Here is a 24,479-nt window from a genome sequence, read left to right as displayed (position 1 = left end):
TCAGGCGCGAGCCAGCAGACGGCGGGCGCGGCCGGGGCGAGCGGCTCCTGCGGCGCGCACCGCGGGCTGACGCAGACGCACCAAGCGGTCGAACTCCGCGGCGGTTCCGGTGGGTTCGGGTAGCAGGCCCGCGTTGAAGTCAGCGGCCAACTGCTCGACCGTCTCCTGCGCACAGGACTTGTTCGTGCCGATGAATCCGGTGGGTCCGCGCTTGATCCAGCCGGTGACGTAGGCGCCGGGCACCACCGAGCCGCCCGCACGCTCCAGTACGCGGCCTTCCGCGTTCGGAATGACTCCCGCGCTCTCGTCGAACGGCACTCCCGGCACGGCGACGCCGCGGTAGCCGACCGAGGTGAGCACCATTCCGGCCTGGAGCCGATCGGTCTCTCCCGTCGCGACCGCGCGAATACGTCCGTCCGGGTCGGTGACGAGCTCGGTGCGGCCGATCTCGATGCCGGTCACCCGGTCGGTGCCCAGGATTTCGGTGGGCGCGGCCAGGTTGCGGAATACGATCCGCTTGCGCTCACCGACGGGCCTGGCGCGCACGCTGTGCAGCAGTCGCAGCTTCTGTTCGACATGGAAGGGCAGGTCCGCGCCGAGGCCGGGCAGCTCGCCTTCGATCACGATGTCCACATCGCAGCCGAGCAAACCGGCGAATTCCGGCACGGTGAACGCGGATTCGAGCGGGCCGCGCCGGCCGAGCACGACCACTTCCTCGACCTTGCTCTCCCGCAATGCCCGTAGCGCATACGGCGCGATGTCGGTGCCGGCGAGCGCATCCGGGTCGCTGGTCAGGACCCGCGCGACATCGAGGGCGACATTGCCGTTGCCGACGATCACCGCACGCCGACCGGACAGGTCGAAAATCCGATCCACGTAATCGGGATGACCGTTGTACCAAGCCACGAAGTCGGTGGCCGGCACGTTGCCGGCCAGGCCCTCACCCGGGACGCCGAGCTTGCGATCCGAGGACGCACCCACCGCGTAGATCACCGCGTGGAAGTGGTCGAGCAGTTCGGCGGGCGAGACGTGCGCGCCGACCTCGACATTCAGGTACGACCCGAACCCCGGCTGCGCCGAGATCACGTCGAACAGCGCGCCGACCTTCCGGGTCTTGTCGTGGTCCGGCGCGACGCCGTGCCTGGCCAGCCCGTAGGGCACCGGCAGCCGGTCGAGCACGGTCACCGACACGTCGGGCTGGGTCAGCAGTTCGTCGGCGGCGTACATCGCCGACGGCCCCGACCCCACGATGGCCACCCGCAACGGCGTGCGCTCGGTGTGGATCCGCGCCGCGGGCACCGGCCGGGCCAGCAGCGGGCGCGGGCGGGTCTGCCGGTAGAAATCGGCGTTGATCTCGATGAACGGCTTCTGCTCTTCGGTCAGCTTCGTCGATGACACGATGGCGTCGACCGGGCACGCGGTAGCGCACGCACCGCAGTCCACGCACGCCTTTGGGTCGACGTACAGCATCTCCGCCGTCCGGAAGTCCGGTTCGTCAGGCGTGGGATGGATGCAGTTGACCGGGCAGGCGTACACGCAGGACGCGTCGCTGCAGCAGGATTGGGTGACGACGTAGGGCATACGGCTCAGGCGACCTTGCTCACGGCGCGCAGCGGCTCCGAACGATACCGCGTGGCGTGACCATCGATCCCGAGCGCCTTCCAGACGGCCTTGGCGACCGGGTTCATCAGCCCGATGTCCTTGGCCAAGGTGCGCACGTCGCAGAAGTAGTCGCTGAAAACCTGCTTGGCCTCCTTGGACCCGTAGAACAGGTCCTTACGAACCTGCTCCGGGATGTCGAACTCGGTGAAGAACGACCGCGGCGGGGTCACGATGGCGCGGCCGAGGATCCACATGACGATCGGCATGGCCAGCGAAAGAATGAACTTCTGCATCGGCTTCGCCTGCGGCACATGGTTCTTCAGGAACTCGTGCGCGAAGGAGATGTGCCGCGCCTCTTCCGCGACGTGAATCGCCATCACGCCGAGCATGATCGGGTGCACCTCTTCACCCGAGCGCAGGATCTGCTTCTGGATGTGGTCGATCGGCTCTTCGCCGGCCAGCACGGCCATGAAGAACAGGTTCGGGAACCACGCCGCCACCGGCGCGCCCAGGTACTTGAACTTGCTGACCAGCGGGCCCATGCCGGGCACGTCCAGCCCGATCCGGTTGACCATCTCCTGGAACATCAGGGTGTGGTTGTGCTCCTCGATCATCTCGTGGGAGCAGTACCGGAACTCGGGCGACCCGTTCGGCAGGCCGAAGTTGTGGATGACCATGCCACTGATCAGGATCGACTCGAACTGCAGGCCGACCTTGGCGATATTCGCCTGCCGGTATTTGCCGACCGCGATCTTCTGCTCGGTCGACAGCGCCTGGTACCAGGGGTGGCGGGCCACCGTATCGGCGGACACCGGCAGGATCCAGCGCTCCTCACCGGCGTCGGCGGCGAAGTCGGGATTGTCCCAGTCGATGTCCTCGAACGGGTCGAAGTGCTTGTTGACCGAACCCTCGGAGAGCAGCAGCAGCTTCGCGGCGTACTCCTGCGCCTTCTCCAGATCGGGATCCACTGCGGGCGTCACGGCTGCGGACATCGTCGTCACTGCCTCTCCTCAATGTAACCATTTAGCTGTATCCCATGGTTACACCAACGGAGAGTTACGTCAACCCGGCAGTTGCTCGGGCCGTCCGGCGATGCGCGCCCTCATCACGCGCACCGCCGGACGGCCCATGCATTTCACCGGCCCGGATCTGCACCGAACAGGCGCAGTCGGACGAAGTCCTCCGCTGGCCCGCCGGGCTGAGCGAAGGCAGAGGCAGACCACCTAGCCCATGAGCGCCCCGTCCCCCGCCGCCAAAAGCGAGGTCGCGAGCCCGGTGGTCCACACACCCGTGACGACGGCCGCCCTGCTCAACCGGCGCCTGGTCCGGCGCGACAGCATCAGCGCGCGTGTGGCGGCGCGCCGACGGGCACGGCGGCGGCGGATGCGTCGCTGCTCGGCCGCCGCCTCCGCCGCGGCCGCCGCCCTGCGGCCCAGGATCGCGGCGCCGTCGGCGATGGTCCGCTCGGGATCCGCCGCCGTGATCACCGGCCTGGCCAATTCATCCGCGAGGACCTGGGCGACCTCCGCGGGACGCGCCGCACCGCCGACCACCAGGACGCAGTCGACATCGGCCATGGTGACGTCCGCGACGCGCAAGCAGCGGTACACGAGCTGGACGGATTCGCGGATATGGCGGGCGCGCAGTTCCTCGGCGGCCGCGTCGGTGACCGACTGCGCGACCGAGGACGAGGGCAGATCGGGTCCGGCATGCTCGGCGACCAACGCACCGAACGCGCGTCCGCCGAATTCAGTGGAGCGCAACGACACACCGACGATCGGATTGCGCGGACACCCGGCCCCGACCCGGACCAGGGTGACGTCGAGGCCCGCGCCGCCGAGATCGTAGACCAGCGCGAGTCCGGGCATCAGCGGACCGCGATCGGCTTCCAGCCAAGCCGCCGCCGCGACCGGCTCGGCGACCAAGGCGACCTTTCCGAGTTCGACGCCGTCCAGCGCCGCGCGCAGCGCGTCGACCTGCTCGTCGGCATAGCGGGCGGGATAGGTCATCGCGATGCCGACGCCGCCACCCGCCGGATGATCCTCCAGCACCTCGCCGACCAGGCACTTCGCGACCGTGGCGACGAGGTCCGCCGGCGCGAGCGCGCGGTTGCCGACCCTCGCCCAGGTACTGGAACGCTGCGTGAGATCGGCGAACTCGGTCACCGCGCGACCGTGCCTCGGCAGCATGCCGACCCTGGCCACGCCGGTGCTGTCGAAGACCAATGTGGTCCGGCGCGTGATGGTCTGCGGGCGCTGCGTTTTGCGCCGTCCCGGCGGAGACTTGGCCGACCCCTCCTCCGCGAGAACGGAAACCGTGTTCACCGTACCGATACTCAATCCGAGACCAACCGCCATCGAAAACCACCCCGATCGCCGTGCCGAATTGCTTCGAACGCCGTCCAGGCAACCACTCCGCGATCTTCCTGCCAAGGCCGGACAACCGATTGTCCGCAGGCCGCCTGTCGTTGGCCGCGTTGTTCGTGCGGTCGTCGGCGCGCTCACCTGCGCACACCGGGGCGGATATTCCGTCCGGTCGGATTTCGTTGCGACACGCGGAGATCGACACATGCCCGGTTATGGTTTGCCAGGACTCGCGTTTTATACCGCTCTGTCCGGAACGACACAGCCGGAAATGCGGAGATGCCCCTCAGAAAGTCCGAAATCTGAAGTGCGGGCGATTTGCCGCTTCGAGGCAGGAGTCAATCGGACACCGTGCAGCCGGATCCGCTCACACACCTGGCTCGACGTCGCCATCACCGACATCGCGATACGGCCTCCGTGCCGTCAGCTCGGCCCAGCACCGCACCGCAGAGTGGCACGAGACGGCCGCCGCCGAATACCCGAAAAGCGCAGCAACTTTCCAGCACACAGTCGCAGGATCGAGTCGCGGCTATCCGAAATGTCCTAGTGCGCAGGGAGTTCCGGAATGCGGGTGGCCCGGACGTAGACCGTCTCGCCGTCCGAAAGCCGCAGCGCCTCCGCGTCACCGCGGGTGACCTGCGCGGCGAACAGGTCGCCCGTCGCGGCGTTGCGCAGTTCCACCCGCACCTCGAAGCCGAGATGGACCACGCGCTCCACCGTAGCCCTGGTGACGCCCGCGGATTCCGCCGTGCCCTCGTGCTCGGCGTGCGCCATGCTCGGGTCACGGCCGACGCGAATGTCGTGTGGACGCACCAGATGTCCGTTGAGCCGGGCCACGGCACCGAGGAAGGACATGACGAACTCGTTGGCGGGCCGGTCGTACACGTCCTCCGGAGTGCCGATTTGCTCGATACGGCCCTTGTTCATCACCGCGATGCGGTCGGCGACGTCGAGCGCCTCCTCTTGGTCGTGGGTGACCAGCACGGTGGTCACGTGGACCTCCTCGTGCAGGCGGCGCAGCCAGGTACGCAGATCGGCGCGAACCTTGGCGTCCAGCGCGCCGAACGGCTCGTCCAGCAGCAGCACCTGCGGATCGACGGCGAGCGCGCGGGCCAGCGCCATGCGCTGGCGCTGGCCCCCCGACAGCTGCGCGGGGTACCGGTGCTGGAAGCCGTCCAGCCCGACGATGCCGAGCAGTTCGTCGACGCGCTTGTTGATCTCGTTCTTCGGGCGCTTGCGGATCTTCAGGCCGAACGCCACGTTGTCGCGCACGGTCATGTGCTTGAACGCCGCGTAATGCTGGAACACGAAACCGATGTCGCGCTTCTGCGGCGGCACCCGGGTGACGTCGCGGCCCGCGATGCTGACCACGCCGGAGTCCAGCGACTCCAGCCCGGCGATCGAGCGCAGCAGCGTCGACTTGCCCGACCCGGACGGGCCCAGCAGCGCGGTCAGCTCACCGGAGGGGATGTCGATGGTGACGTCGTCCAGGGCGGCGAACGAACCGTAGTTCTTGTTCGCGTTGGTCACGGTGATCACTGTGCGTCCCGCTTACGTTCGAGGAGGGTCATCAGCAGAAGGGTGACGAGCGCGATGCCCATCAGCAAGGTCGCGGCGGAGTAGGCGCCGAAGGTGTTGTGGTCGTTGATGTACCGGCCGTGCACGAGCAGGGTGAGCGTCAGCGACTGGCCCGGCAGCGCCGAGGACACCATGATCACCGCGCCGAACTCGCCGAGCGCGCGGGCCACGGTGAGCACCACACCGTAGGTCAGGCCCCACCGGATCGCGGGCAGCGTGATCCGCCAGAACGTCTGCCACCTGGACGCGCCGAGGGTCGCCGCGGCCTGCTCCTGGTCGTCGCCGATCTCGTGCAGCACCGGCTCGACCTCACGCACCACGAACGGCAGCGTGACGAAAATGGTGGCGATCACCATGCCGGGCAGGTTGAAGATCACCTTCAAGCCCAGCTCTTCCAGCCCGCCGAACCAGCCACCCGCGCCCCAGAGCAGGATCAGCGCGACGCCGACCACCACGGGCGAGACCGCGAACGGCAGGTCCACGATCCCCTGAACCAGATTGCGGCCCGGGAATTTTCCGCGGACCAGCGCGATCGCGGTCACGATGCCGAAGACGACGTTCACCGGGACGACGATCGCCACGATCACCAGGGACAGCTGGAACGCCGAGATCGCCGCGGGTGTGGTGATCGAGTCGATGAACGCGCCGATACCCCGTTCGAAGGTGCGCAACAGAATGATGACCAACGGCAACACCAGCAGCACGAACAGGTAGCCGAGCGCCACTGTCCGCAACGAAATGCGGGTCAACGGGGAAAGTTTCATCGGGTGGGCTCCATCCTGCGGGAGGCCCCGAGGAATGCGCGATCGTGTCTCATCGGGTCGCCTGTTCCTTGCGGGCGGTGCGTTCGGCGAGCAGCCGCAGCACGAGCAGCGTCGCGAACGAGATGGCGAGCAGTGCCACGGACACCGCCGCCGCGTTCACCGGCCGGTCGATCTCGATCTGCTTCTGGATGTACTGGGAGGCCATCTCGGTCTCGCGCGGGATCGCGCCACCGATCAGCACCACCGACCCGTATTCACCGATCGCGCGGGCGAAGGCGAGGCCGCCGCCGCTGATGATCGCGGGCGTCAACGCGGGAAGCACGATCCGGCGGAATGTGGTCCAGTTGTTCGCGCCGAGCGAGAGCGCGGCCTGCTCGACCTCGCGGTCGGCCTCGATCAGCACCGGCTGCACCGAGCGCACCACGAACGGCAGCGTGACGAACGCCAGCGCCACCACCAGGCCCGGCTGGGTGGCGTTGAGGTGGATGTCGATCGGGCTCTGCGGTCCGTAGAGCGACAGCAGCACGATGCTGGCCACGATGGTCGGCAGCGCGAACGGCAGGTCGATCAACGCGTTGACCACGCCCTTGCCGGGGAACTGGTCGCGCACCAGCACCCAGGCGATGAGCGTGCCCATCACCACGTTGATCACCGCCACGACCACCGAGACGAGCACGGTGATGCGCAGCGAGTCCAGCGCGGCGGGCGCGGTGACGGCGTCGGCGAAGCCGGACCAGCCGTCCTCGAAGCTGGTCACGGTGAGCGCCGCCAGCGGCAGCAGCACGATGATGCTCAGCCACAGCACCGCCGTGGCGATGCCGAGCGGGCCGACCGAGCCGGTCACGCGCAGCCACGACCAGTTCCAGCGCCCGGTCCGGCGCGCGGCGTCGGAGACGCCGGGACCGTCCGCCTGCGCGGTCCCGGCGTTACTGCTGTCAATCACAATCGTCCAGTATCCCGTGTAACGAGGGTCACCCCGCTACTTGGTCGCCTTGTCGTAGATCACCGCGACGGAGCCGGTGTTCGCGGCGAACAGCTCCTTGTCCACGGTCTTCCAGCCGCCGAGATCGGCGATCGTCCAGAGCTGCTGCGGGGCCGGGAAGTCCTTGGCGTAGTCCGCGGCGACCTTCGGGTCGACCGGGCGGAAACCGGCGGCGGCCCAGGCATTCTGGCCCTCGGCGGTGAAGAGGAAGTCGCGGAAGGCGACCGCCTTCTCCTGGTTTTTGCTGTTCTTCAGCACCGCGACCGGGTTCTCGATCTTGAAGGTGACCGGCGGGACGATGTGCTCGATCGGGTCGCCGTTGCGCTCGGCGAAGATCGCCTCGTTCTCGTAGCTCAGCAGCACGTCACCGGTGCCCTGCAGGAAGGTCTCGGTCGCCTCCCGGCCGGACTTCGGCTGCACCTTGACGTGCTCGGAGGAGACCAGCCGGCTCAGGTAGTCCAGGCCCGCCTGCGGGTTCTTGCCGCCGTCGCTCTTGGCCGCGTACGGCGCCAAGAGGTTCCACTTGGCCGAACCGGAGCTGAACGGGTTCGGGGTGACCACCTCGATGCCCGGCTTCAGCAGGTCGTCCCAGTCCTTGATGCCCTTCGGGTTGCCCTTGCGCACCACGAGCGCGACCACCGAACCGAACGGAATTCCCTTGGTCGCGTCGGCGTTCCAGCTCGCGTCCACCAGGCCGGCGTCGACCAGTCGGGTGATGTCGGGCTCCACGGAGAAGTTGACGACGTCGGCCTCGGCGCCGTCCTTCACCTTGCGGGACTGGTCGCCGGAGGCGCCGTAGGACTGCTGGATCTGGACGCCTTTGCCCTGCTCGGTCTTGTTGAACTCGGGGATCACCTTGTCGAAGCCGGGCTTCGGCACGGCGTAGGCGTAGAGGTTCAGGGTCCCGGCGCTGCCGTCGGCGTTGTCTCCCCCGACTGTGTCGCTGGCTCCGCCGCCGCACGCCGTCAGCGCGACCGCCGCGAGTGCGGCAAGGGCAACGGCGCTGTAGCGTCGGCGCGGCGAAAGCCAGGATTTGCGAGCCATCGGAGTGGACCTTTCGTGCGGACCGCCAACTGTCCGGTAATACGTCGGTGGCGGCGACAATGGTGTTGATCAGCAGACCTGCCGACGACATGAGACGGCAGTGGCGCGACTATCGGCCGCGACGGGCCGGGAGGACGAGCACATCTGCGGGAAGCGCGCCAGTCTACTGGGAAACGAGACGCGGACGTGCCCGGTCGCCGATCAACGACAGTAGACGTCCGCGACCGCGAGGTCACCGACAGCAATCAACGCCAACTCATGGCGGACCTGCGGGACTGCGCTCGACGACACGGGGCGACTGTAGCAGAGCGCACGGCGGAGTTCGAATCGAAGATCCCAGGAAGAGCGGGGTTTCATCGCATGTTCACCGGTGCGCATCGCGTGCGTACCCTGTCCCCCTGCGGTAGCGGCCGCCGGGGCATCCCGCCGACCGCATGGTTCTGGCTATCTTGCGGGCACTGCCGAGATTCGGCATTGGTGCCCGGTACGCTGCGTAGCTCCCCGGGGCCGTCACCCCAGCCGCCCCGGAGCATCGCGACGCCGAATCAGCGACGAGATGACGGTAGCCGCCGCCCACATACACACGACCCGACGTGACCGCGGACCGGCTGGACGGCGCCCGCGGATGGGTCCGTCGCGCAAACCCGCTCCGCGGATCGGTGGGAATTCCAGCGGCGCCGCGCTCAGCGGGTGATCAACCAGGCGACGACGATGAGCACGAGCAGAGCGATCAGCGCGAGCTGGACCCGCGAACGAGGCATCAGCGCGCTCCGCTCTGCACGGGCCTGCGGTCCTCCGCGGGGACCTGCTCGGGTTCGGGCATCGCCGCCGCGGCGATCGGTGCGGGCCGCACCGGTACGATATCGGCGGTGTACCGGCGGTCGAGCATGCGCAGCACGGCCCGCAGGACGCGGTCGAGCCCGTAGGCGATGGCGAAGCTGATCGGGACCATGCCCACGAGGACCACGAGAAACTGCGGAATGAACGGCAGCCCCGCGACCCACAGCTCGAAACCGTCCCACCATCCTGCGATGCGATGCACGGCTCCAGCCTAGTCGGTTCGCCGCTCGGCTCCGTAGGGCCGGGAACCGCGACGGCCACCCAGCAGTGGACGAGAGGCCCGCATCGACCCCAAGATGGGGTATGGCGTCCGCAGATGACCTCATCGCCAACGACACCGATGGCATGCCGTCGAACCTCGCCGAGCAGCACCGCCACGGTGCCCACCCGCCGATCGATGACTACGCGTTCCTGTCCGACTGCGAGACCAGCTGCCTGGTCGCCAGCAACGGCGCGGTGGAATGGATGTGCGTGCCGCGGCCGGACTCGCCGAGCATCTTCGGCGCGATCCTGGATCGCAGCGCGGGCCACTTCCGCATCGGGCCCTACGGCGTCAACGTGCCCGCCGCCCGCCGCTATCTGCCCGGCGGGATGATCCTGGAGACCACCTGGCAGACCGGCACCGGCTGGCTGATCGTGCGCGACGCGCTGGTGCTCGGCGGGTGGCACAACCTCGATCAGCGCAGCAAGACACACCGGCGCACGCCGATGGACTGGGATGCCGAGCACCTGCTGCTGCGCACGGTGAAATGCGTGAACGGCACCGTCGAGCTGGAGATGAGCTGCGAGCCCGCCTTCGACTATCACCAGGCCACCGCCCGCTGGGAGTACACCGGCAAGGTGTACGAGGAGGCGACCGCGGTCCGCAGCGACGACCCGAGCGCCGGTCCGACCCTCGTGCTCACCACGGATCTGCGCCTCGGCCTGGAGGGCAGGGAGGCCCGCGCCCGCACCAGGATGAAGGAGGGCGACGAGGTCTTCGTCGCGCTCACCTGGTCGGAGCTGCCGGCCCCGCGTACCTTCGAAGAGGCCGCGCACAAGATGTGGCAGACCACCGAATGCTGGCGCCAGTGGATCACTCTGGGCAAGTTCCCGGACCATCCGTGGCGCAACTATTTGCAGCGCAGTGCGCTCACGCTCAAGGGACTCACCTACGCGCCGACCGGAGCGCTGATGGCGGCGCCGACCACATCGCTACCGGAAACGCCTGGCGGCGAACGCAATTGGGACTACCGCTACACCTGGGTGCGGGACGCCAGTTTCGCGCTGTGGGGCCTGTACACGCTCGGCCTGGACCGTGAGGCCGACGACTTCTTCGCCTTCCTCAACGACGCGACCACCGGCGAGAACGGCGAACCCGTTCCGCTGCAGGTGCTCTACGGCATCGGCGGCGAGCGGGAACTCACCGAGACCGTCCTCGACCATCTGAGCGGTTACGACAACGCCCGGCCGGTGCGCAAGGGCAACAACGCCTACAACCAGGACCAGCACGATATCTGGGGCACCATGCTGGATGCGGTGTACCTGCATGTGAAGTCGCGCCAGCAAGTGCCGGAGACCTTGTGGCCGCTGCTGGTCCGCCAGGTGCACGCGGCCATCGCGCATTGGAAGGAACCCGACCGCGGCATCTGGGAGGTGCGCGGCGAGCCACAGCATTTCACCTCGTCCAAGGTGATGTGCTGGGTGGCGCTCGACCGCGGCGCGAAACTCGCCGAGCTGCACGGTCAGTACGAGCACGCCGAAGAGTGGTACGGCATCGCCGAGGAGATCAAGGCCGACGTCCTGGCCAACGGGGTGAACTCCGACGGCGTGTTCACCCAGGTCTACGGCGGCGACACGCTGGACGCCTCGCTGCTGCTGGTGGTGCTCACCCGATTCCTGCCACCGGAGGATCAGCGGGTACGCGCCACCGTGCTCGCCATCGCCGAGCGCCTCACCGAGAACGGCCTCGTCCTGCGATATCGCACCGAGACCACCGATGACGGATTGAGCGGCGTGGAAGGAGCGTTCACCATCTGCTCGTTCTGGCTGGTCTCCGCGCTGGTCGAGATCGGCGAGATCCAGCGGGCCAGGCATCTGTGCGAGCGGCTGCTCGGCTTCGCCAGCCCGCTACGGCTGTATGCCGAGGAGATCGATCCGCGCAGCGGCCGCCACCTGGGCAACTTCCCGCAGGCGTTCACCCACCTGGCGCTGATCAACGCCGTCACGCACGTGATCAGGGCCGAGGACTCCCGCCACGCGGGCCAATTCCAGCCCGCGCACACACCACCGGGTCATCCAGTCTGACAAAACTGGATGGTTCTCCTCTGCCACCACCGGGTCATCCAGTCTGACAAAACTGGATGGTCTCCGTTGCCACCACGTGGAGGCGGGAACCTACACGGGCACCAGGCCGTCGGCTTGGTCGCGCAGCACACGCAGATTGCCCAGCCGCGCCTCGAGCTCGGCGATCCGTTCCTGTCCGCGGTCGCCGTACTTTCCGTAGTTCTCCTCGGCGAGCCGTAGTGCTTCGTCCGCGCCGCGCGAGGCCTCGGTCGCGATCTCGGTGAAGTGGTCGCGCAGCACACGCTGCATGGCGCGCAAGCGGTTTCGCGATTCCTTGCCGACCTGGAAGATCACGTCGTCCATCAGGCGTGCGACCGCGACCTTGGCCTCGGCGCGGCGACGCAGCTTGCGGTTCTTGCGGTCGTCCCACAGCGCGTTCACGCCGAGCAGGATGCCCGCGCCCGCCGAGTACCAGTTCACCAAGGACATACCGAGCAGGCTGGTAGCCAGACCGACCATCAGGATGCCGCCGTAGGAGCCGCGCAGACCGGTCAGGAACTGCTGGGTGACACCGGCTTTCGCGCTCTCCAACGGCTCCAGGGGCTGCACCGTTTCGAGTACCTCCCCCGGATTGGCCAACCGCAGGTCGACCAGCGGCGCGGCACGGTTGTGGGCCGGGAACTTGGCGGCCACCTGCTCGCACAACTCCACCGAGCGGTAGTGCGCGACGGCGAAATTCTCTTCGACGGCCTCGCAGATCCGCGCGTCCAGGTCGGCGCCGAAATTCTTCCACCGGCGGGCCGGATCGGTCCGGGCGATCTCGGCCTCGGCGTCGCGGATCAGGCTGCGCAGCCGGTGACGCAGGTCGTGCTCGATGTCGGCCATCAGCTCCGTGCCGCCGTCGACGAGGGTGACCTGCCAATTCGCGGTGCGCTGCCGCAACTGCTCGGCCTCGTCGCGGGCGCGGACGAGCTGGTCGGTGATCTCGGCCCTGCGGTGCGGATCACGCAGCGCATCGGCCTCGGTCCGCAGCGTCAGCGCGAGGTGGTCGCAGACCAAGCGGATATCCCCGACCCCGGCTTCCAGCGCCACCGCGTCCGCGCGGGCGATCACGTAGTCGCGCAGATGGTCGATCAGTTGCGGCACACCCGATTCGATGTCGCGCTGGTAGTTGCCCGTCGTCCCGGCCTGCCGATGCAACTCCGCGGACACCGGCGCGACCGCGAAGCCGAGCCCCGCCGCGTCGAGCAGTTCCCGATTGCGTTGCTGGGTGTGCGACCAGTGCGGAAAGACGTCGATCTTGTTCAGCACGCAGACCACCGTCGGGCAGATCTGCTGGATACGCTGCAATTCCGCGATCTGTTCCATGGCCAGCTCGGCGCCCGCGTTCCCGACGTAGAGCACGGCGTCGGCCGCGGCGATCATCGACCAGGTGGTGCGGTTGTCGCCCAGCGCGCCCGGCGCGTCCATGACCACGACGCCATCGGCAAGCAACGGGCTCGGCTGGGTGAATTCGGCGCGTACGACACCCTGGGTGGCCAGGGCCGGACCCGGATCGAGCGGATCGACCGACTGGCGTTCGGTGCGACCGTATTCGGTCTGGCGCACCAGCGTCGCGGTCGGCTCCGGGCCGTACTCGACGATCACCGGGACGCTCAGATCGCTGTTCGTCGCGCTGACCGAGGCGCCGACCAGACTGTTGACCAGCGTGCTCATACCGTTCTTCGGATGACCGACGACCACGAGCCGCACCCGGGGATCACTCACCCTGGCACGGACCATGTTCAGCCGGCTGCCGAGATCGTCACGCCCCGCGGATCGGGCCGTCTCCCGCAGCTCGTCGAGTATTCGGATGAGAGGGGCCATCGCATCCGGATGTTTCACCGTTGCGGCCGTCAGCCCGGCAGCGGCAGACAACCCTCCTCCTTAATCTCGATGACTCTCGTTCGATATACCCCCTGCGTATGCTCCGCAGTCCTCCAATCCCCTTGCGGCCCGGCTACAACAGCGAGACGTCCAGCACACCGGACGCGGTGTGGTGCGTGTCGGCTATGACCGAGTCGGGCAGCAATGCGCCGGACAGACCACTTCTGGAGGCCAGCAGCGCGGAGTGGTCGTAGGTGTGGTCGGCGACCGGGTGGTCGACCGCCAGCGGCGCCGAGATCCCTTGCGGCTTGGGGTCGATCACCTGCGGCTTGATCGGCACCGGCGGCTGGGTGGGCGCGGGGGCGATGTGGGTCGGGACCGGCGTGTACGGCTCGACGGTGGGCGCATGAGCTGGCGCACTGTAGGTCGGCTGGTCGGGCACGGAGAACGTCGGATCGGACGGGCGACTCACGGTCGGCACATCATCGCTCGGGATGTCGTTCGTCGGCCGGGTGCTGTGCGACGTTCCCCCGGTGCTGGGACGGCCGGTGTTGCCGCCCGGTGTCGTCACGTCGTCGTCCGAGGTGGATGGAGCGCCGTGCGTGGGCGCCGGGGTGACGGTCGCGCCGGGGATCTTGGTGGTCGTCACGTCCGGGCCGGTGGTGATACCGCCGTGCGGCGGCGTGGTGACGCCGGGGAGCTTGGTGACGCCGTGGTCCGGCGTCTTCGGCACGGACGGAGTGGTCACGTCGCCGGGGATACTCGGCGTCGGCGTGGTCTTGATGATCGTGGTCGGGTTGGTCACCGTCGTCGGCGTTTGCGTCGGGTGCGACGGCTGCGGATCGCTCACCGGCGCCGGCTTCACCGCCGGCGCCGGGCGGCCCGCGTCGAACAGCGCGGGCAGCGACGCGGCCGGTGCGGTGAGTACCGACGGCCCCTCGGGCGCGGCGAGCACATTCGCGATCGGCGTCGAGGCCGCATCGGGCTGGACCGTGGTCTGCAGCGGTGTGACCGCGACGACCGGAGCGGCGGCGACCGCCGCGGGTGCGGGCGCAGGCATCGGGGCGGCGGGAGCCACCGAGGCGGCCGGTGCGACCGCGGAAGCAGGGGCGACCGAAGCCGCGGGAGCGACCGAGACGACGGGGGCGGTGCCGACGGGGGCCGAGGCGGCCAGCGGCTGCGCGGCACCCGACGCGGCCGACGACTGCGCGGCCGAGGACGCCGCCGAAGACTGCGCCGCGGACGTGCCCGTGGTCGGCGTGCCGAGCCCGCCGAGCAGGCCGGTAGTGCTCGGCCCCGGCGCCTGCGTCTCGGTGACCGCGCGGTCGGTGCCGTCCGGCACGCGGATGCCGTCGGCCAGCCAGTCGGTGTACTCGTCGAGCTGGTCGCCGACCTTGCCCACCTCGAGGCCGACCTGCATCTCAGAGGTGAAGTAGATCCCGTTCGGACCGAGCCCGAAGTCGACCGACCACTGCGTGCCGACGAACATGCCGAGCTGGTCGCCGCCCGCGCCGATGCCGTCGAACGGTTCACCCGCGGTCGGCGTCGCGGCGACCGGGCTACCGCCGGGCAGGTCGAACACGGTGGAGCCGGGTGCGACGAAACCGTTCGCGCCGGGCAGGCCGAACCCGTGTCCGGCCTGGCCGAGGCCGTGGCCGGGCAGGCCGAACCCGTTCCCGCCGGGCTCGTCGAGTTCGCGGGACGACTCGGACCGTGCACCGGGGATCGACAGTCCGTTGGACACGTTCCCGTGGGCCCCCGGAATGGCCGATCCGCCCGGGAAACCGCTATCCGCACCGGGGATGCCGCCCACTCCCGGGACGCCGCCACCGGAGTGTCCTGGCACCTGCATGCTGTTGGCACCCGCGTCGCCGCCTGGCAGGCTCGGCAGCGACATCCCGGCGTCGGCGCCCCCCTCCCCGCCGAGCGTGGGCAGCGACAGCCCCGCGTCGGTGCCGTTGTACTCGCCGCCGAGCGTGGGCAGCGAAAACCCGGCGGGCGCGGGGCCGGTGCCGGGCAGCGGAATACCCGGTGCCGGGTTTCCATGCGCCACCGGAACATTCGATGCGTGCGGCGGGAACGGATCCAGCTCGACCGGATCAGGGAAGGTGATCACCGGGCTCGGCTGGTCGGGATCGGGATCGGTGCTGTGCGCCCAGCCGGTGTTCCAGCTGTCGAGCCGGGATTCGCCGGGCTGTGCGGGTACGCCGCCACCGTTGGCGGCCACGAGGGCGCCGCCGGTGACGTAGGCGCCCGCCCGCGCGACCCGCGCGACGCCGGTGGCCACCCGGTAGGCGGTGTCGCCCGCGCGGTCGGCCGCTTCGTTGTCGTCATCGAAGGGCAGATCACGCGTCATAGAAGCTCCACTCTCGGTTGTCCAGCATCCTCACCACCCCGGTCCGACCAAGTGAAGATCACCCAACAGTATTTCGGGAATACTCGCCTGTCACATTCTCCAGGACTGGAGAGAATACGACTGTGGCGAGCAACACAACCTTGCCATCCGAATTACCGGACCGAAAGCCCTATTCCAGCGGCCTTCCGGACTGGACGCGGTCTCCAATACCCACGGCTACCAGGCCTGATCGAAAAGGTCACGGCCAGCGGCGATGAGCGCCCGAGGTATGGCCACCAGAGACGATGGATTTCCGGAGTTGCCCGGCGGTCCGTCAGCCGGACGAGCTTCATTGCGGCACGGCCGGACTCGATGACGGCACGCCCGCCTGGGCGACCGCGTGCGACGGGGACCGTGCCTACTTCTTGTCCTTCGGCTTGTCCGAGGCGGCGTCGGAGGACAAGGCGGCCACGAAGGCCTCCTGCGGGACGTCGACCCGGCCGATCGTCTTCATCCGCTTCTTGCCTTCCTTCTGCTTCTCCAGCAGCTTGCGCTTGCGGCTGATGTCACCGCCGTAGCACTTCGCGAGCACGTCTTTGCGGATGGCCCGGATGTTCTCCCGCGCGATGATCTTCGAGCCGATCGCGGCCTGGATCGGCACCTCGAACTGCTGGCGGGGAATCAGCTCGCGCAGCTTGGTGGTCATCTTGTGGCCATAGGCCTGGGCGGCGTCCTTGTGCACGATCGCGCTGAACGCGTCCACCGCCTCGCCCTGCAACAGGATGTCCACCTTCACCAGCTGCGATTCCTGCTCGCCCGACTCCTCGTAGTCGAGGCTGGCGTAGCCGCGGGTGCGCGACTTCAGCGAGTCGAAGAAGTCGAAGATGATCTCCGCCATCGGCATGGTGTAGCGCAGCTCGACCCGGGTCTCGGACAGATAGTCCATGCCGCCGAGTTCGCCGCGGCGGGACTGGCACAGTTCCATGATCGAGCCGATGAACTCGCTCGGCGAGATGATGGTGCACTTCACCACCGGTTCGTAGACCTTGCGCACCTTGCCTTCCGGCCAGTACGAGGGATTGGTGACGACGTGCTCGGCGCCGTCTTCCATCTCCACCCGGTACACCACGTTCGGCGCGGTCGAGATCAGGTCCAGGTCGAACTCGCGCTGCAGGCGCTCGCGGGTGATCTCCATGTGCAGCAGGCCGAGGAAGCCGCAGCGGAAGCCGAACCCCAGTGCCACGGAGGTCTCCGGGGTATAGGTGAGCGCTGCGTCGTTGAGCTGCAGTTTCTCCAACGCGTCGCGGAGGTCGGGATAGTCGGACCCGTCCACCGGGTACAGGCCGGAGTAGACCATCGGACGCGGCTCGCGGTAGCCGGTGAGCGGCTCGCTCGCGCCACCGCGCGCGCCGGTCACCGTGTCGCCGACCTTGGACTGGCGGACGTCCTTCACTCCGGTGATCAGGTAGCCGACCTCGCCGACGCCGAGGCCCTGAGTGGGTTTGGGCTCCGGTGAGACGATACCGATCTCCAGCAGCTCGTGGGTGGCGCCGGTGGACATCATCTTGATCTTCTCGCGCGGGGTCAGCTTGCCGTCCACCACGCGGACGTAGGTGACCACGCCGCGGTAGGTGTCGTAGACCGAGTCGAAGATCATCGCGCGGGCGGGCGCGTCGGCGTCGCCCACCGGCGGCGGCACCTGAGCGATCACCTGGTCGAGCAGATCGGCCACGCCCTCGCCGGTCTTGCCGGAGACGCGCAGCACGTCCGAGGGCTCGCAGCCGACGATGTGCGCCAGCTCGGCGGCGTAGCGCTCCGGGTCCGCGGCGGGCAGGTCGATCTTGTTCAGCACCGGGATGACGGTCAGATCCTTGTCCAGCGCCAAGTACAGATTGGCCAGTGTCTGCGCCTCGATGCCCTGCGCGGCGTCGACCAGCAGGATCGCGCCCTCGCACGCCTCCAGTGCCCGCGAGACCTCGTAGGTGAAGTCCACGTGACCGGGCGTGTCGATGAGGTGCAGCACGAAGTCGGTGTCCGCGTGCTCGCCCGTCCGAGGCCTCCATGGCAGCCGCACGTTCTGGGCCTTGATCGTGATGCCGCGTTCGCGCTCGATATCCATCCGGTCCAGATACTGGGCACGCATCTGCCGTTCCTCGACCACACCGGTCAGTTGCAGCATCCGGTCGGCCAGCGTCGACTTGCCGTGGTCGATGTGCGCGATGATGCAGAAGTTGCGGATCCGGGCGGGATCGGTGAACGTCGTGTCGGCGAAGCTGGCGGGCACTCCACTCCTCATGGGTATCGGCAAACTGCCCTCCATCGTCCCATGAGCAGTGTGCAGCTTCGGCCGGTGGTGCTGTGTCCGATTTGTTCGCCGCTCCGGATCCTGGAATGACCCCGGCGACACAGCGGATTCGGCGCGGGTGAGAACGCGGGGGCGCGCCGTTATTCTCCAGAGATGGCCCGAAGTTGGAACTCCCTCGGCAAGCAGATCGGCCTTCTCGCGACGGAGCAGGGCCCCAAGATCGTCAAGCAGCAGGGCCCCCGGCTGGTCGATCGCCTGGTGGGGACGCTAGGGCAGCGGCGAACGGCCGGTGGCGTCTCAGTGCGGCCCGCCGCATCGATCCCGGTACCGACGGCCGAGCGAGCCCGGCAGATCGTGTACTCACCCCAGTTGGACGGACGCGCCGATCCCGGCGAGATCGTCTGGACCTGGGTGCCGTTCGAGGAGGACCCGAGCAACGGCAAGGACCGGCCGGTGCTCGTGGTCGGTCGCGACCGCCGCACGCTGCTGGGGCTGATGCTGTCGTCGAATCCGGAACGCGCGTTCGACCGCAACTGGGTCGGCATCGGCGCCGGATCCTGGGATCACGACGGACGACCCAGCTGGGTCCGGCTCGACCGGGTGCTCGACGTGCCCGAGGCGGGCATCCGCCGCGAGGGAGCGATCCTGGAGCGCAAGACCTTCGACCTGGTCGCCCATCGGCTGTGCGCCGAATACTCCTGGTACTGAGCGGCATGTCGCGTGTGCTCGGGCCGGCTGAGATCGCCATGCGCGGGCCGCAGGAGCGGGCCGGGAGCTGAGTCCCGGGCCGGCTGCCGATCAGGAGATCATGTCGCGGGACCGGCCGAACAGCAGGCCGTACAGCAGGGCACCGAGGGCGCCGCCGATCAGGGGGAACACCACAAACGCCCAGACCTGTCCCATCGCGCCGTCCTGATAGGGGGCCACGGCGAGGCTGCGGGCCGGGTTGACCGAGGTGTTGTCCACCGGAATGGACACGAGATGGATCACCGCCAGCGTCACACCGATGGACAGACCGGCCAGCGGCACGTCGGAGATCTGGTCGGTCGAGGACAGCACCACGAAAACCAGCAGCGCCGTCAACATCACCTCGACGATGATCATGGCCGCCATGCCGTAGCCGTTCTGCACGACCACCTCGCCGAGCGGCCCCCTCGCCGCCGCCGGGCTGTGCTTGCCCCAGCCGTTCGCGCCGAGGCCGTCGATCGAGCGGTCGTACGACGGCAGGTTCTTGGCCAGCGCGAACAGCACGAGACCGGCCAGGAAGCCGCCGATCAACTGCGCGATCACGTAACCGCCCGCGACCACAGCGCCGATCCGGCCGAGCAGCAACTGCCCGACCGTGACCGCCGGATTGACGTGACAACCCGAGATCGGCCCGATCGAGTAGACGAGGAACATCAGCGTCAGCCCGAAGGCCAGCGCGACTCCCAGTGGACCGACCTTCTCCCCCGCCAGCACCGCCGTGCCGACACCGCCGATCACCAGCACGAAGGTGCCGAGCGCCTCGGCGCCCCATTTCTTGCTGTTCGGAACCGGTTCGTTCTCGACAGCCTCTTCGACGACTTCCTGGGCCGTTGGAGACATGTGCTCGTCCGCCTCTCCGGGTCTTCAGGCCGTACAAGTCAGGTGGCACAAGACCTATGTACAGGTGCTGCGTTGGGTGCCGCTCGAGTTCTGGGCGTACCCGGTGAGTTACCCCTGTGCTCACGAAATCGGTTGTCCCGGCCGTGGCGCCCTCGGCGTGCAGCCGCGAGGCTGTGCAGCCAGGGCCGTACCGGTCATCTAGCACGTTACGCGACACGCATGTCTCGCACGGCGATCTTCGCGGTATGTCTGTCTGCGAGCCGCGCGATCTCTACGACGACTTCGACACCGCCGGGCTGGTGTCGATTTCGTGTGCCAGAGGGCGACTGGTACTCTCGATCTTCGGCGCTGCGTTACCCGTTCACTCCGGGTGTTTCGCGCGCTCGGCGAACTTTTCCCAGAACAGACCACCAGACAGGAACACGAGGAAACAGGCGTGGCCAACATCAAGTCCCAGATGAAGCGGATCCGCACCAACGAGGAGGCGCGCAAGCGCAACCAGTCGGTCAAGTCCGCGCTGCGCACCGCCATCCGTAGCTTCCGCGAGGCCGCGGCCGCCGGCGACAAGGAACAGGCCGCCGACCGCCTGCAGTTCGCCAGCCGCAAGCTGGACAAGGCCGCCTCGAAGGGCGTCATCCACGCCAACCAGGCCGCCAACAAGAAATCGGCGCTGGCGCTGGCCTTCAACAAGCTCTGATTCACCCGGTACCGCGCGCCGGTACCGCACCACGCTGAGACGCAGCCGCCGTGGCCTCGATGACCACGGCGGCTTTTGTCGTGCCCGCACCCCCGCCCAACCTGCCTCCTTCCCGGGTTTCGGGATCGGCCCACGCCGTGTCAGAGGTTCCAGCTACCATTCCGCGCATGGTAACCGTGTATGCCAATCAGACGGTCGTCCGCGCCGAGGATCTGCCAGACGTGATCCGCGCGGCCGAGGTGCTCGGATTCGGACTGAAGATCGAGAATGTGCTCGTTCCCGACGACGAAGGCGGTTACTCCTTGGAGTGGATCGTCACGCGCGACGAGGACATCCCCGCCTACGAGGAGTGGGAAGGGCGCTACGAGGACGCGGACGACGACGGGGAGCTGGTGCTCAGCTCCGCGGAGTAGCTCTGGTCATGCCTCGTCTGCCGTGGCTGCGAGCCGATCCAGCGCCGCCTGGGAATCCTTGTCCGCGGCACGGTAGATGATGATCCGCTGGTCGGGATCCTGCACGGGCATCAGCACCTCGTAGGTGACCACCAGCGGACCCACCACCGGGTGCCGCAACGGTTTGTTCCCGCGTCCCTGCACCCGGACGTCGTGGCGCGCCCACGCCTGCGCGAACTCGGCGCTCTGCGCGGCGAACGCGGCGATCAGGTCGGCCAGCGCCTGGTCGTCGGGATGCGCCGCCCAGGCCGCGCGCAGATCCGCGATGCCCTCACGGATGATGCGCTCACGCTCGACGTAGAACTCCCGCATGCCCGGGTCCATCAGGCACAACCACATCGAGTTGCGCTGCCGCGGCGGCAAGGCGCCGAAGTCGCTGATCAACAGCGCCATCTGCCGGTTCCAGGCCAGGATGTCGTAGCGGTGGTTCACCAGCATCGCGGGCAGCGGCGACAGATCCCGCACCAGCATGGCCAGCGCGGGCGCGGGCGCCGTGCTCGGCTCGCCGGTGCCCGGCTGCCGGTGCCGCGCCAGATCGAACAGGTAGGCACGCTCGTCGCCGGTCAATCGCAACGCCTGCGCCAGCGCGTTCAGCACCTCGGCCGACGGCCGCAGCCCGCGTCCCTGTTCCAGTCGCACGATGTAGTCGGTGCTCACACCCGCCAGTTCGGCGACTTCCTCCCGCCGCAGCCCCGGCGTCCGCCGCGCCTGCCTGCGCTGCGGCAATCCGAGGTCGGCCGGTGTCAGACGCTCGCGCCGAGCCCGCAGGAAGGCCGCCATTTCCTGGACCCGATCCGCGCCGTTCGGGGGGCCTGCGTGGTCACGCAAGCTACCGCCTCCGGGCCTGAGGTCCTGGGTCGCGTTCACCGTGCCGGTCATCATCGTCGATCCTACGGCTGACTAGGACCGGCCTTCCCAGGAAGAAGCTTCCCTTACCCGTCCCCGTTCGCCGCTGAAGACTGCCTTTCGACAAACATGACATCGCGAACGACAAGGAGCTGGACATGTCCGGAGCCCGCACCCTCGACACCTATCGGCTGCTCGGCCGCTCGGGTCTCCGGGTGTCTCCACTGTCCCTGGGGACCATGACCTTCGGCGCCGATTGGGGATGGGGCGCAGACCGGGACGAGGCTCGCAAGATATTCGACGCCTACGTCGAGCGAGGTGGCAACTTCATCGACACGGCAAATCAGTACACCAACGGCACCTCCGAGCAACTGCTCGGCGAATTCGCCGCGGACAACCGCGAAAGCCTGGTGCTGGCCACCAAATACACCATGCTGCGCCGACCCGGCGACCCGAATTCCGGCGGCAACCACCGCAAGAGCATGGTCACCTCGGTGGAGGCCAGCCTGCGCAGGTTGAACACCGACTACATCGACCTGCTCTACCTGCACGCCTGGGACTTCCTGACGCCCGTCGAGGAAATCCTGCGTGGCATGGACGATCTGGTGCGCTCGGGCAAAGTGCTCTACGTCGGCATCTCCGATACGCCTGCCTGGCAGGTCGCCCGCATGCAGACCATCGCGGATCTGCGCGGCTGGTCGCCACTGATCGCACTGCAGATCGAGTACAGCTTGATCGAGCGGACCGTCGAACGTGACCTCATCCCGATGGCCCGCGAATTGGGTCTCGGCGTGATCCCGTGGTCGCCGCTGGGCAGTGGTGTCCTCACCGGCAAGTACAGCCGCGCCGATCTCGACCACGAGGTGGAGAGTTCGCCCGAGGGCAGCCGCAAGAATGTGGCCGCCGCCAGCGGCTCGCTCACCGAGCGGGGTCTCGCCATCGCCGACGTGGTCGAGCAGGTCGCGGGCGAGCTCGGCACGACTCCTGCACGAGTCGCGTTGGCCTGGACCCTATGCGACCCCGCTGTCACCTCGCCGATCATCGGCGCGCGCACCGTGGCACAGCTCGAGGACAACCTCGGCGCACTCGACGTCGAGTTCGACGGTGCCCAGCTCGCCCGGCTGGAACAGGCCAGTGCCGTGGATCTCGGCTTCCCGCACGAGTTCCTGGCCCGCCCGATGGTCCAGAGCGTCACGTTCGGCGACCTGAAAATCGAAGGGCGCGACTGACCTTCGGTCCCGTGCGGCGGTGCGAGCCGACTTGCACTGCCGCACGCGGCTTGCTTAAGCTCGGTGCCGCGACCTCGCGTCGCCGTAAGCGTTCACGTCAACCAACGCAATGGCCCGCCACAAGGCGGCGTCGTTGACTGACGAGACCCTTACGGAGCGACCGATGAATTCCGCGAACCCTCAGTCCCGCACCGGCTTCGGCAAGCTGCCCGCCCGCTACACCTCGGTGATCATGCCGATGCTGTTGTCGATCCTGATGACCTGCATCGTCTCATTGATCAGCACCCTGATGAGCGACGGCCTCGCGCTCGCGGTGTGGTTGCGTTCCTGGGCCGTGTCCTGGCCCATCGCCTTCCCGACGTTGCTACTGGTGCTGCCAGCGGTGCGACGTATCACGGCTCTGCTGGTGCGAGCGCCGTAAGCACCATGGGCCGCTGGCCCACTTGTCCATCGCGTCCCTCCGCCTGCTTCGAGTCGAAACAGCAACGATCAACTCACCGCGGCCGACCTCAATGGCCCGTTCGACGCCGCAGCCTGGCCCGGCCTCGACTCAGCCGATATCGAGTACTGGAAACCAGCCACTCTCGGCGAGGCGCTGTTCAGCTACTGGGACTGAACATGAACCCTGCCTGCGCGGCCGCCTCACTGTGTTGGCATTCCGCTCGCTTCGTGCAGGTCGAGGATCTGTCCGAGGGCGTGTTCCAGGGCGTAGCCGGAGTCGGCGGCGCCGCCCTTGACGTCGGCGTTGAGGGTGGCGACCACCTGGAGGGCCGAGCCGATGGTGGCCGGGGTCCAGCTACGCGCCTGGGCTTGGGCCTTCTTCACTTTCCACGGTGGCATGCCGAGCTGCTGGGCGAGTTTGAACGGGTCGCCGCGCCCGGCGGACCCGACGCGGGCGATGGTGTGCACCGAGTCGGCGAGCGCGTCGGCGAGCAGGACATGCGGCACGCCGCGGTCGTTCGCCCAGCGCAACGCCTCCATTGCACCGGGGCGGTCCCCCGCGACGGCGAGTTCTGCCACGTCGAACCCGGAGACCTCGGCCTTGCCCGAGTAGTAGCGGCGCACAGCTGCGACATCGATCTTCCCGCCGGTGTCGGCCGCCAGCTGCCCGCACGCCGCCGCCAGCTCGCGCAGATCCGAGCCCACGGCTTCCAGCACGACCTGCACGACCTCGCCGGACACCCGGACCCCCGCATTGCGGAACTCACCGCGCACGAACTCGACTCGCTCGGCGGCCTTGGTCAGTTTGGCGCAATTGTGCGTGACGGCTCCGGCCTTCTGCAGAGCGGGCGCGAGGGCCTTCGCTCGCCCACCGCCGGAATGCAGGACTATCAGCACCACGCCCTCGGCCGGGTTCTGAACCGCCTCGGTGATCACGGCGACCGCGTCCTTGCCCGCCTCGGCCGCCGACTCGAGGATGATCACCCGGTCCTCGGCGAACAGCGACGGACTCAGCAGTTCCGCCAGCTCGGCGGTGCTCGCGTCACCCGCGCGCAACCGATCCACCGGCACTGCGTCCGGATCCGGCGCCAACGCCCGCACCTGCGCCGTCACCACACCAAGCGCACGTTCGATCAGCAGCTCTTCTTCCCCCAGCACCAAGTGCACGGGCGCGGGACGCTCGCTCACCGCAGTGCCTTCCCAGCGCCGGACTCCGCCGTGCCCGAGGGCACTGCCGTATCGGTCCACTCGTCGCGCTCAGTCACAGCCCGATCCTACGATCC

The 24,479-nt window shown here is 68.3% G+C and carries 21 protein-coding genes; 6 read left to right on the top strand and 15 right to left on the bottom strand.

What is annotated here, in order from left to right; translation table 11 throughout:
• The 9 genes from AB0M45_RS14325 to AB0M45_RS14285 form a co-directional block, all read right to left on the bottom strand.
• Nucleotides 1–1,581, bottom strand: a complete 1,581-nt coding sequence (locus AB0M45_RS14325; protein ID WP_364327696.1) for an FAD-dependent oxidoreductase — start codon at nucleotides 1,579–1,581, stop codon at nucleotides 1–3.
• 5 nt (nucleotides 1,582–1,586) lie between these two features.
• Nucleotides 1,587–2,594, bottom strand: coding sequence for a diiron oxygenase (locus AB0M45_RS14320; protein ID WP_364327994.1), 1,008 nt, complete (start codon nucleotides 2,592–2,594; stop codon nucleotides 1,587–1,589).
• A gap of 231 nt (nucleotides 2,595–2,825) precedes the next feature.
• Nucleotides 2,826–3,926, bottom strand: coding sequence for an Hsp70 family protein (locus tag AB0M45_RS14315; RefSeq protein WP_364327693.1), 1,101 nt, complete (start codon nucleotides 3,924–3,926; stop codon nucleotides 2,826–2,828).
• 582 nt (nucleotides 3,927–4,508) lie between these two features.
• Nucleotides 4,509–5,504: a sulfate ABC transporter ATP-binding protein gene (locus tag AB0M45_RS14310; protein ID WP_364327690.1), complete on the bottom strand. Its 996-nt coding sequence runs from the start codon at nucleotides 5,502–5,504 to the stop codon at nucleotides 4,509–4,511.
• Nucleotides 5,501–6,307 (bottom strand): sulfate ABC transporter permease subunit CysW, encoded by an 807-nt coding sequence (cysW, locus tag AB0M45_RS14305; protein ID WP_364327687.1) that lies wholly within the window; start codon nucleotides 6,305–6,307, stop codon nucleotides 5,501–5,503. The genes AB0M45_RS14310 and cysW overlap by 4 nt, the downstream gene beginning before the upstream one ends.
• Nucleotides 6,308–6,356: 49 nt before the next feature.
• Nucleotides 6,357–7,157 (bottom strand): sulfate ABC transporter permease subunit CysT, encoded by an 801-nt coding sequence (gene cysT / locus AB0M45_RS14300; RefSeq protein WP_364327991.1) that lies wholly within the window; start codon nucleotides 7,155–7,157, stop codon nucleotides 6,357–6,359.
• 129 nt (nucleotides 7,158–7,286) lie between these two features.
• Nucleotides 7,287–8,333: a sulfate ABC transporter substrate-binding protein gene (locus AB0M45_RS14295; protein ID WP_364327684.1), complete on the bottom strand. Its 1,047-nt coding sequence runs from the start codon at nucleotides 8,331–8,333 to the stop codon at nucleotides 7,287–7,289.
• Nucleotides 8,334–8,534: 201 nt separating this feature from the next.
• Nucleotides 8,535–8,690 (bottom strand): Ms4533A family Cys-rich leader peptide, encoded by a 156-nt coding sequence (locus AB0M45_RS14290; RefSeq protein ID WP_364327988.1) that lies wholly within the window; start codon nucleotides 8,688–8,690, stop codon nucleotides 8,535–8,537.
• Between the two features lie 403 nt (nucleotides 8,691–9,093).
• On the bottom strand, nucleotides 9,094–9,375 hold the full coding sequence (locus AB0M45_RS14285; RefSeq protein WP_364327681.1) for a hypothetical protein: 282 nt from the start codon (nucleotides 9,373–9,375) through the stop codon (nucleotides 9,094–9,096).
• 143 nt (nucleotides 9,376–9,518) lie between these two features.
• Between AB0M45_RS14285 and AB0M45_RS14280 the strand changes: the two genes are divergently transcribed.
• The gene (locus AB0M45_RS14280; protein WP_364327985.1) at nucleotides 9,519–11,459 is read left to right on the top strand and encodes a glycoside hydrolase family 15 protein; all 1,941 of its coding nucleotides are present in this window, start codon (nucleotides 9,519–9,521) and stop codon (nucleotides 11,457–11,459) included.
• Nucleotides 11,460–11,549: 90 nt separating this feature from the next.
• Here AB0M45_RS14280 and AB0M45_RS14275 read toward each other — a convergent pair whose 3' ends face one another.
• The 3 genes from AB0M45_RS14275 to lepA all read right to left on the bottom strand — a co-directional run bounded on the left by AB0M45_RS14275 (nucleotide 11,550) and on the right by lepA (nucleotide 17,935).
• Nucleotides 11,550–13,355: a dynamin family protein gene (locus tag AB0M45_RS14275; RefSeq protein WP_364327678.1), complete on the bottom strand. Its 1,806-nt coding sequence runs from the start codon at nucleotides 13,353–13,355 to the stop codon at nucleotides 11,550–11,552.
• Nucleotides 13,356–13,437: 82 nt separating this feature from the next.
• A complete protein-coding gene (locus AB0M45_RS14270) occupies nucleotides 13,438–15,660 on the bottom strand; it encodes a hypothetical protein (protein WP_364327675.1) in 2,223 nt (740 codons plus the stop codon).
• A 397-nt stretch (nucleotides 15,661–16,057) separates the two neighbouring features.
• Nucleotides 16,058–17,935, bottom strand: a complete 1,878-nt coding sequence (gene lepA, locus AB0M45_RS14265; RefSeq protein ID WP_364327672.1) for a translation elongation factor 4 — start codon at nucleotides 17,933–17,935, stop codon at nucleotides 16,058–16,060.
• A gap of 162 nt (nucleotides 17,936–18,097) precedes the next feature.
• On the opposite strand from lepA, the gene AB0M45_RS14260 reads away from it, so the two are divergent.
• Nucleotides 18,098–18,652: a type II toxin-antitoxin system PemK/MazF family toxin gene (locus AB0M45_RS14260; protein WP_364327669.1), complete on the top strand. Its 555-nt coding sequence runs from the start codon at nucleotides 18,098–18,100 to the stop codon at nucleotides 18,650–18,652.
• Nucleotides 18,653–18,742: 90 nt separating this feature from the next.
• Here the strand turns inward: AB0M45_RS14260 and AB0M45_RS14255 are convergent, their stop codons facing one another.
• A complete protein-coding gene (locus AB0M45_RS14255) occupies nucleotides 18,743–19,531 on the bottom strand; it encodes an aquaporin (protein WP_364327666.1) in 789 nt (262 codons plus the stop codon).
• A 436-nt stretch (nucleotides 19,532–19,967) separates the two neighbouring features.
• Here AB0M45_RS14255 and rpsT point away from each other — a divergent pair, with 436 nt between their 5' ends.
• Together rpsT and AB0M45_RS14245 are read left to right on the top strand one after the other, a co-directional pair.
• Nucleotides 19,968–20,228 (top strand): 30S ribosomal protein S20, encoded by a 261-nt coding sequence (gene rpsT, locus AB0M45_RS14250; protein ID WP_364327664.1) that lies wholly within the window; start codon nucleotides 19,968–19,970, stop codon nucleotides 20,226–20,228.
• 167 nt (nucleotides 20,229–20,395) lie between these two features.
• The gene (locus tag AB0M45_RS14245) at nucleotides 20,396–20,641 is read left to right on the top strand and encodes a hypothetical protein (protein WP_364327661.1); all 246 of its coding nucleotides are present in this window, start codon (nucleotides 20,396–20,398) and stop codon (nucleotides 20,639–20,641) included.
• 6 nt (nucleotides 20,642–20,647) lie between these two features.
• Here the strand turns inward: AB0M45_RS14245 and AB0M45_RS14240 are convergent, their stop codons facing one another.
• Nucleotides 20,648–21,562 carry a helix-turn-helix transcriptional regulator gene (locus AB0M45_RS14240; RefSeq protein WP_364327659.1) on the bottom strand — a complete coding sequence of 305 codons (915 nt, stop codon included), beginning with the start codon at nucleotides 21,560–21,562 and terminating at the stop codon, nucleotides 20,648–20,650.
• A 122-nt stretch (nucleotides 21,563–21,684) separates the two neighbouring features.
• Between AB0M45_RS14240 and AB0M45_RS14235 the strand changes: the two genes are divergently transcribed.
• Both AB0M45_RS14235 and AB0M45_RS14230 read left to right on the top strand, forming a co-directional pair.
• Nucleotides 21,685–22,755, top strand: coding sequence for an aldo/keto reductase (locus tag AB0M45_RS14235; protein ID WP_364327656.1), 1,071 nt, complete (start codon nucleotides 21,685–21,687; stop codon nucleotides 22,753–22,755).
• Between the two features lie 163 nt (nucleotides 22,756–22,918).
• A complete protein-coding gene (locus AB0M45_RS14230) occupies nucleotides 22,919–23,176 on the top strand; it encodes a DUF2798 domain-containing protein (protein ID WP_364327653.1) in 258 nt (85 codons plus the stop codon).
• A gap of 221 nt (nucleotides 23,177–23,397) precedes the next feature.
• On the opposite strand, the gene holA is transcribed toward AB0M45_RS14230, so the two are convergent.
• The gene (gene holA, locus AB0M45_RS14225; RefSeq protein WP_364327650.1) at nucleotides 23,398–24,384 is read right to left on the bottom strand and encodes a DNA polymerase III subunit delta; all 987 of its coding nucleotides are present in this window, start codon (nucleotides 24,382–24,384) and stop codon (nucleotides 23,398–23,400) included.
• Between the last annotated feature and the right edge of the window lie 95 nt (nucleotides 24,385–24,479).

It is taken from the genome of Nocardia sp. NPDC051787, assembly GCF_040681325.1.
Lineage (GTDB): Bacteria > Actinomycetota > Actinomycetes > Mycobacteriales > Mycobacteriaceae > Nocardia.
Note: the sequence above shows the minus strand (reverse complement) of the source record. Positions and strands in the feature narration are given on the sequence as shown.

What these genes read in the sequence shown, in the direction of transcription:
- AB0M45_RS14325 (WP_364327696.1), bottom strand. Translation starts at nt 1,581, where the DNA reads ATGCCCTACGTCGTCACCCAATCCTGCTGCAGCGACGCGTCCTGCGTG.
- AB0M45_RS14320 (WP_364327994.1), bottom strand. Translation starts at nt 2,594, where the DNA reads ATGTCCGCAGCCGTGACGCCCGCAGTGGATCCCGATCTGGAGAAGGCG.
- cysW (WP_364327687.1), bottom strand. Translation starts at nt 6,307, where the DNA reads ATGAAACTTTCCCCGTTGACCCGCATTTCGTTGCGGACAGTGGCGCTC.
- AB0M45_RS14295 (WP_364327684.1), bottom strand. Translation starts at nt 8,333, where the DNA reads ATGGCTCGCAAATCCTGGCTTTCGCCGCGCCGACGCTACAGCGCCGTT.
- AB0M45_RS14290 (WP_364327988.1), bottom strand. Translation starts at nt 8,690, where the DNA reads ATGAAACCCCGCTCTTCCTGGGATCTTCGATTCGAACTCCGCCGTGCG.
- AB0M45_RS14280 (WP_364327985.1), top strand. Translation starts at nt 9,519, where the DNA reads ATGCCGTCGAACCTCGCCGAGCAGCACCGCCACGGTGCCCACCCGCCG.
- AB0M45_RS14270 (WP_364327675.1), bottom strand. Translation starts at nt 15,660, where the DNA reads ATGACGCGTGATCTGCCCTTCGATGACGACAACGAAGCGGCCGACCGC.
- lepA (WP_364327672.1), bottom strand. Translation starts at nt 17,935, where the DNA reads ATGAGGAGTGGAGTGCCCGCCAGCTTCGCCGACACGACGTTCACCGAT.
- AB0M45_RS14260 (WP_364327669.1), top strand. Translation starts at nt 18,098, where the DNA reads ATGGCCCGAAGTTGGAACTCCCTCGGCAAGCAGATCGGCCTTCTCGCG.
- AB0M45_RS14255 (WP_364327666.1), bottom strand. Translation starts at nt 19,531, where the DNA reads ATGTCTCCAACGGCCCAGGAAGTCGTCGAAGAGGCTGTCGAGAACGAA.
- AB0M45_RS14245 (WP_364327661.1), top strand. Translation starts at nt 20,396, where the DNA reads ATGGTAACCGTGTATGCCAATCAGACGGTCGTCCGCGCCGAGGATCTG.
- AB0M45_RS14240 (WP_364327659.1), bottom strand. Translation starts at nt 21,562, where the DNA reads ATGATGACCGGCACGGTGAACGCGACCCAGGACCTCAGGCCCGGAGGC.
- AB0M45_RS14235 (WP_364327656.1), top strand. Translation starts at nt 21,685, where the DNA reads ATGTCCGGAGCCCGCACCCTCGACACCTATCGGCTGCTCGGCCGCTCG.
- AB0M45_RS14230 (WP_364327653.1), top strand. Translation starts at nt 22,919, where the DNA reads ATGAATTCCGCGAACCCTCAGTCCCGCACCGGCTTCGGCAAGCTGCCC.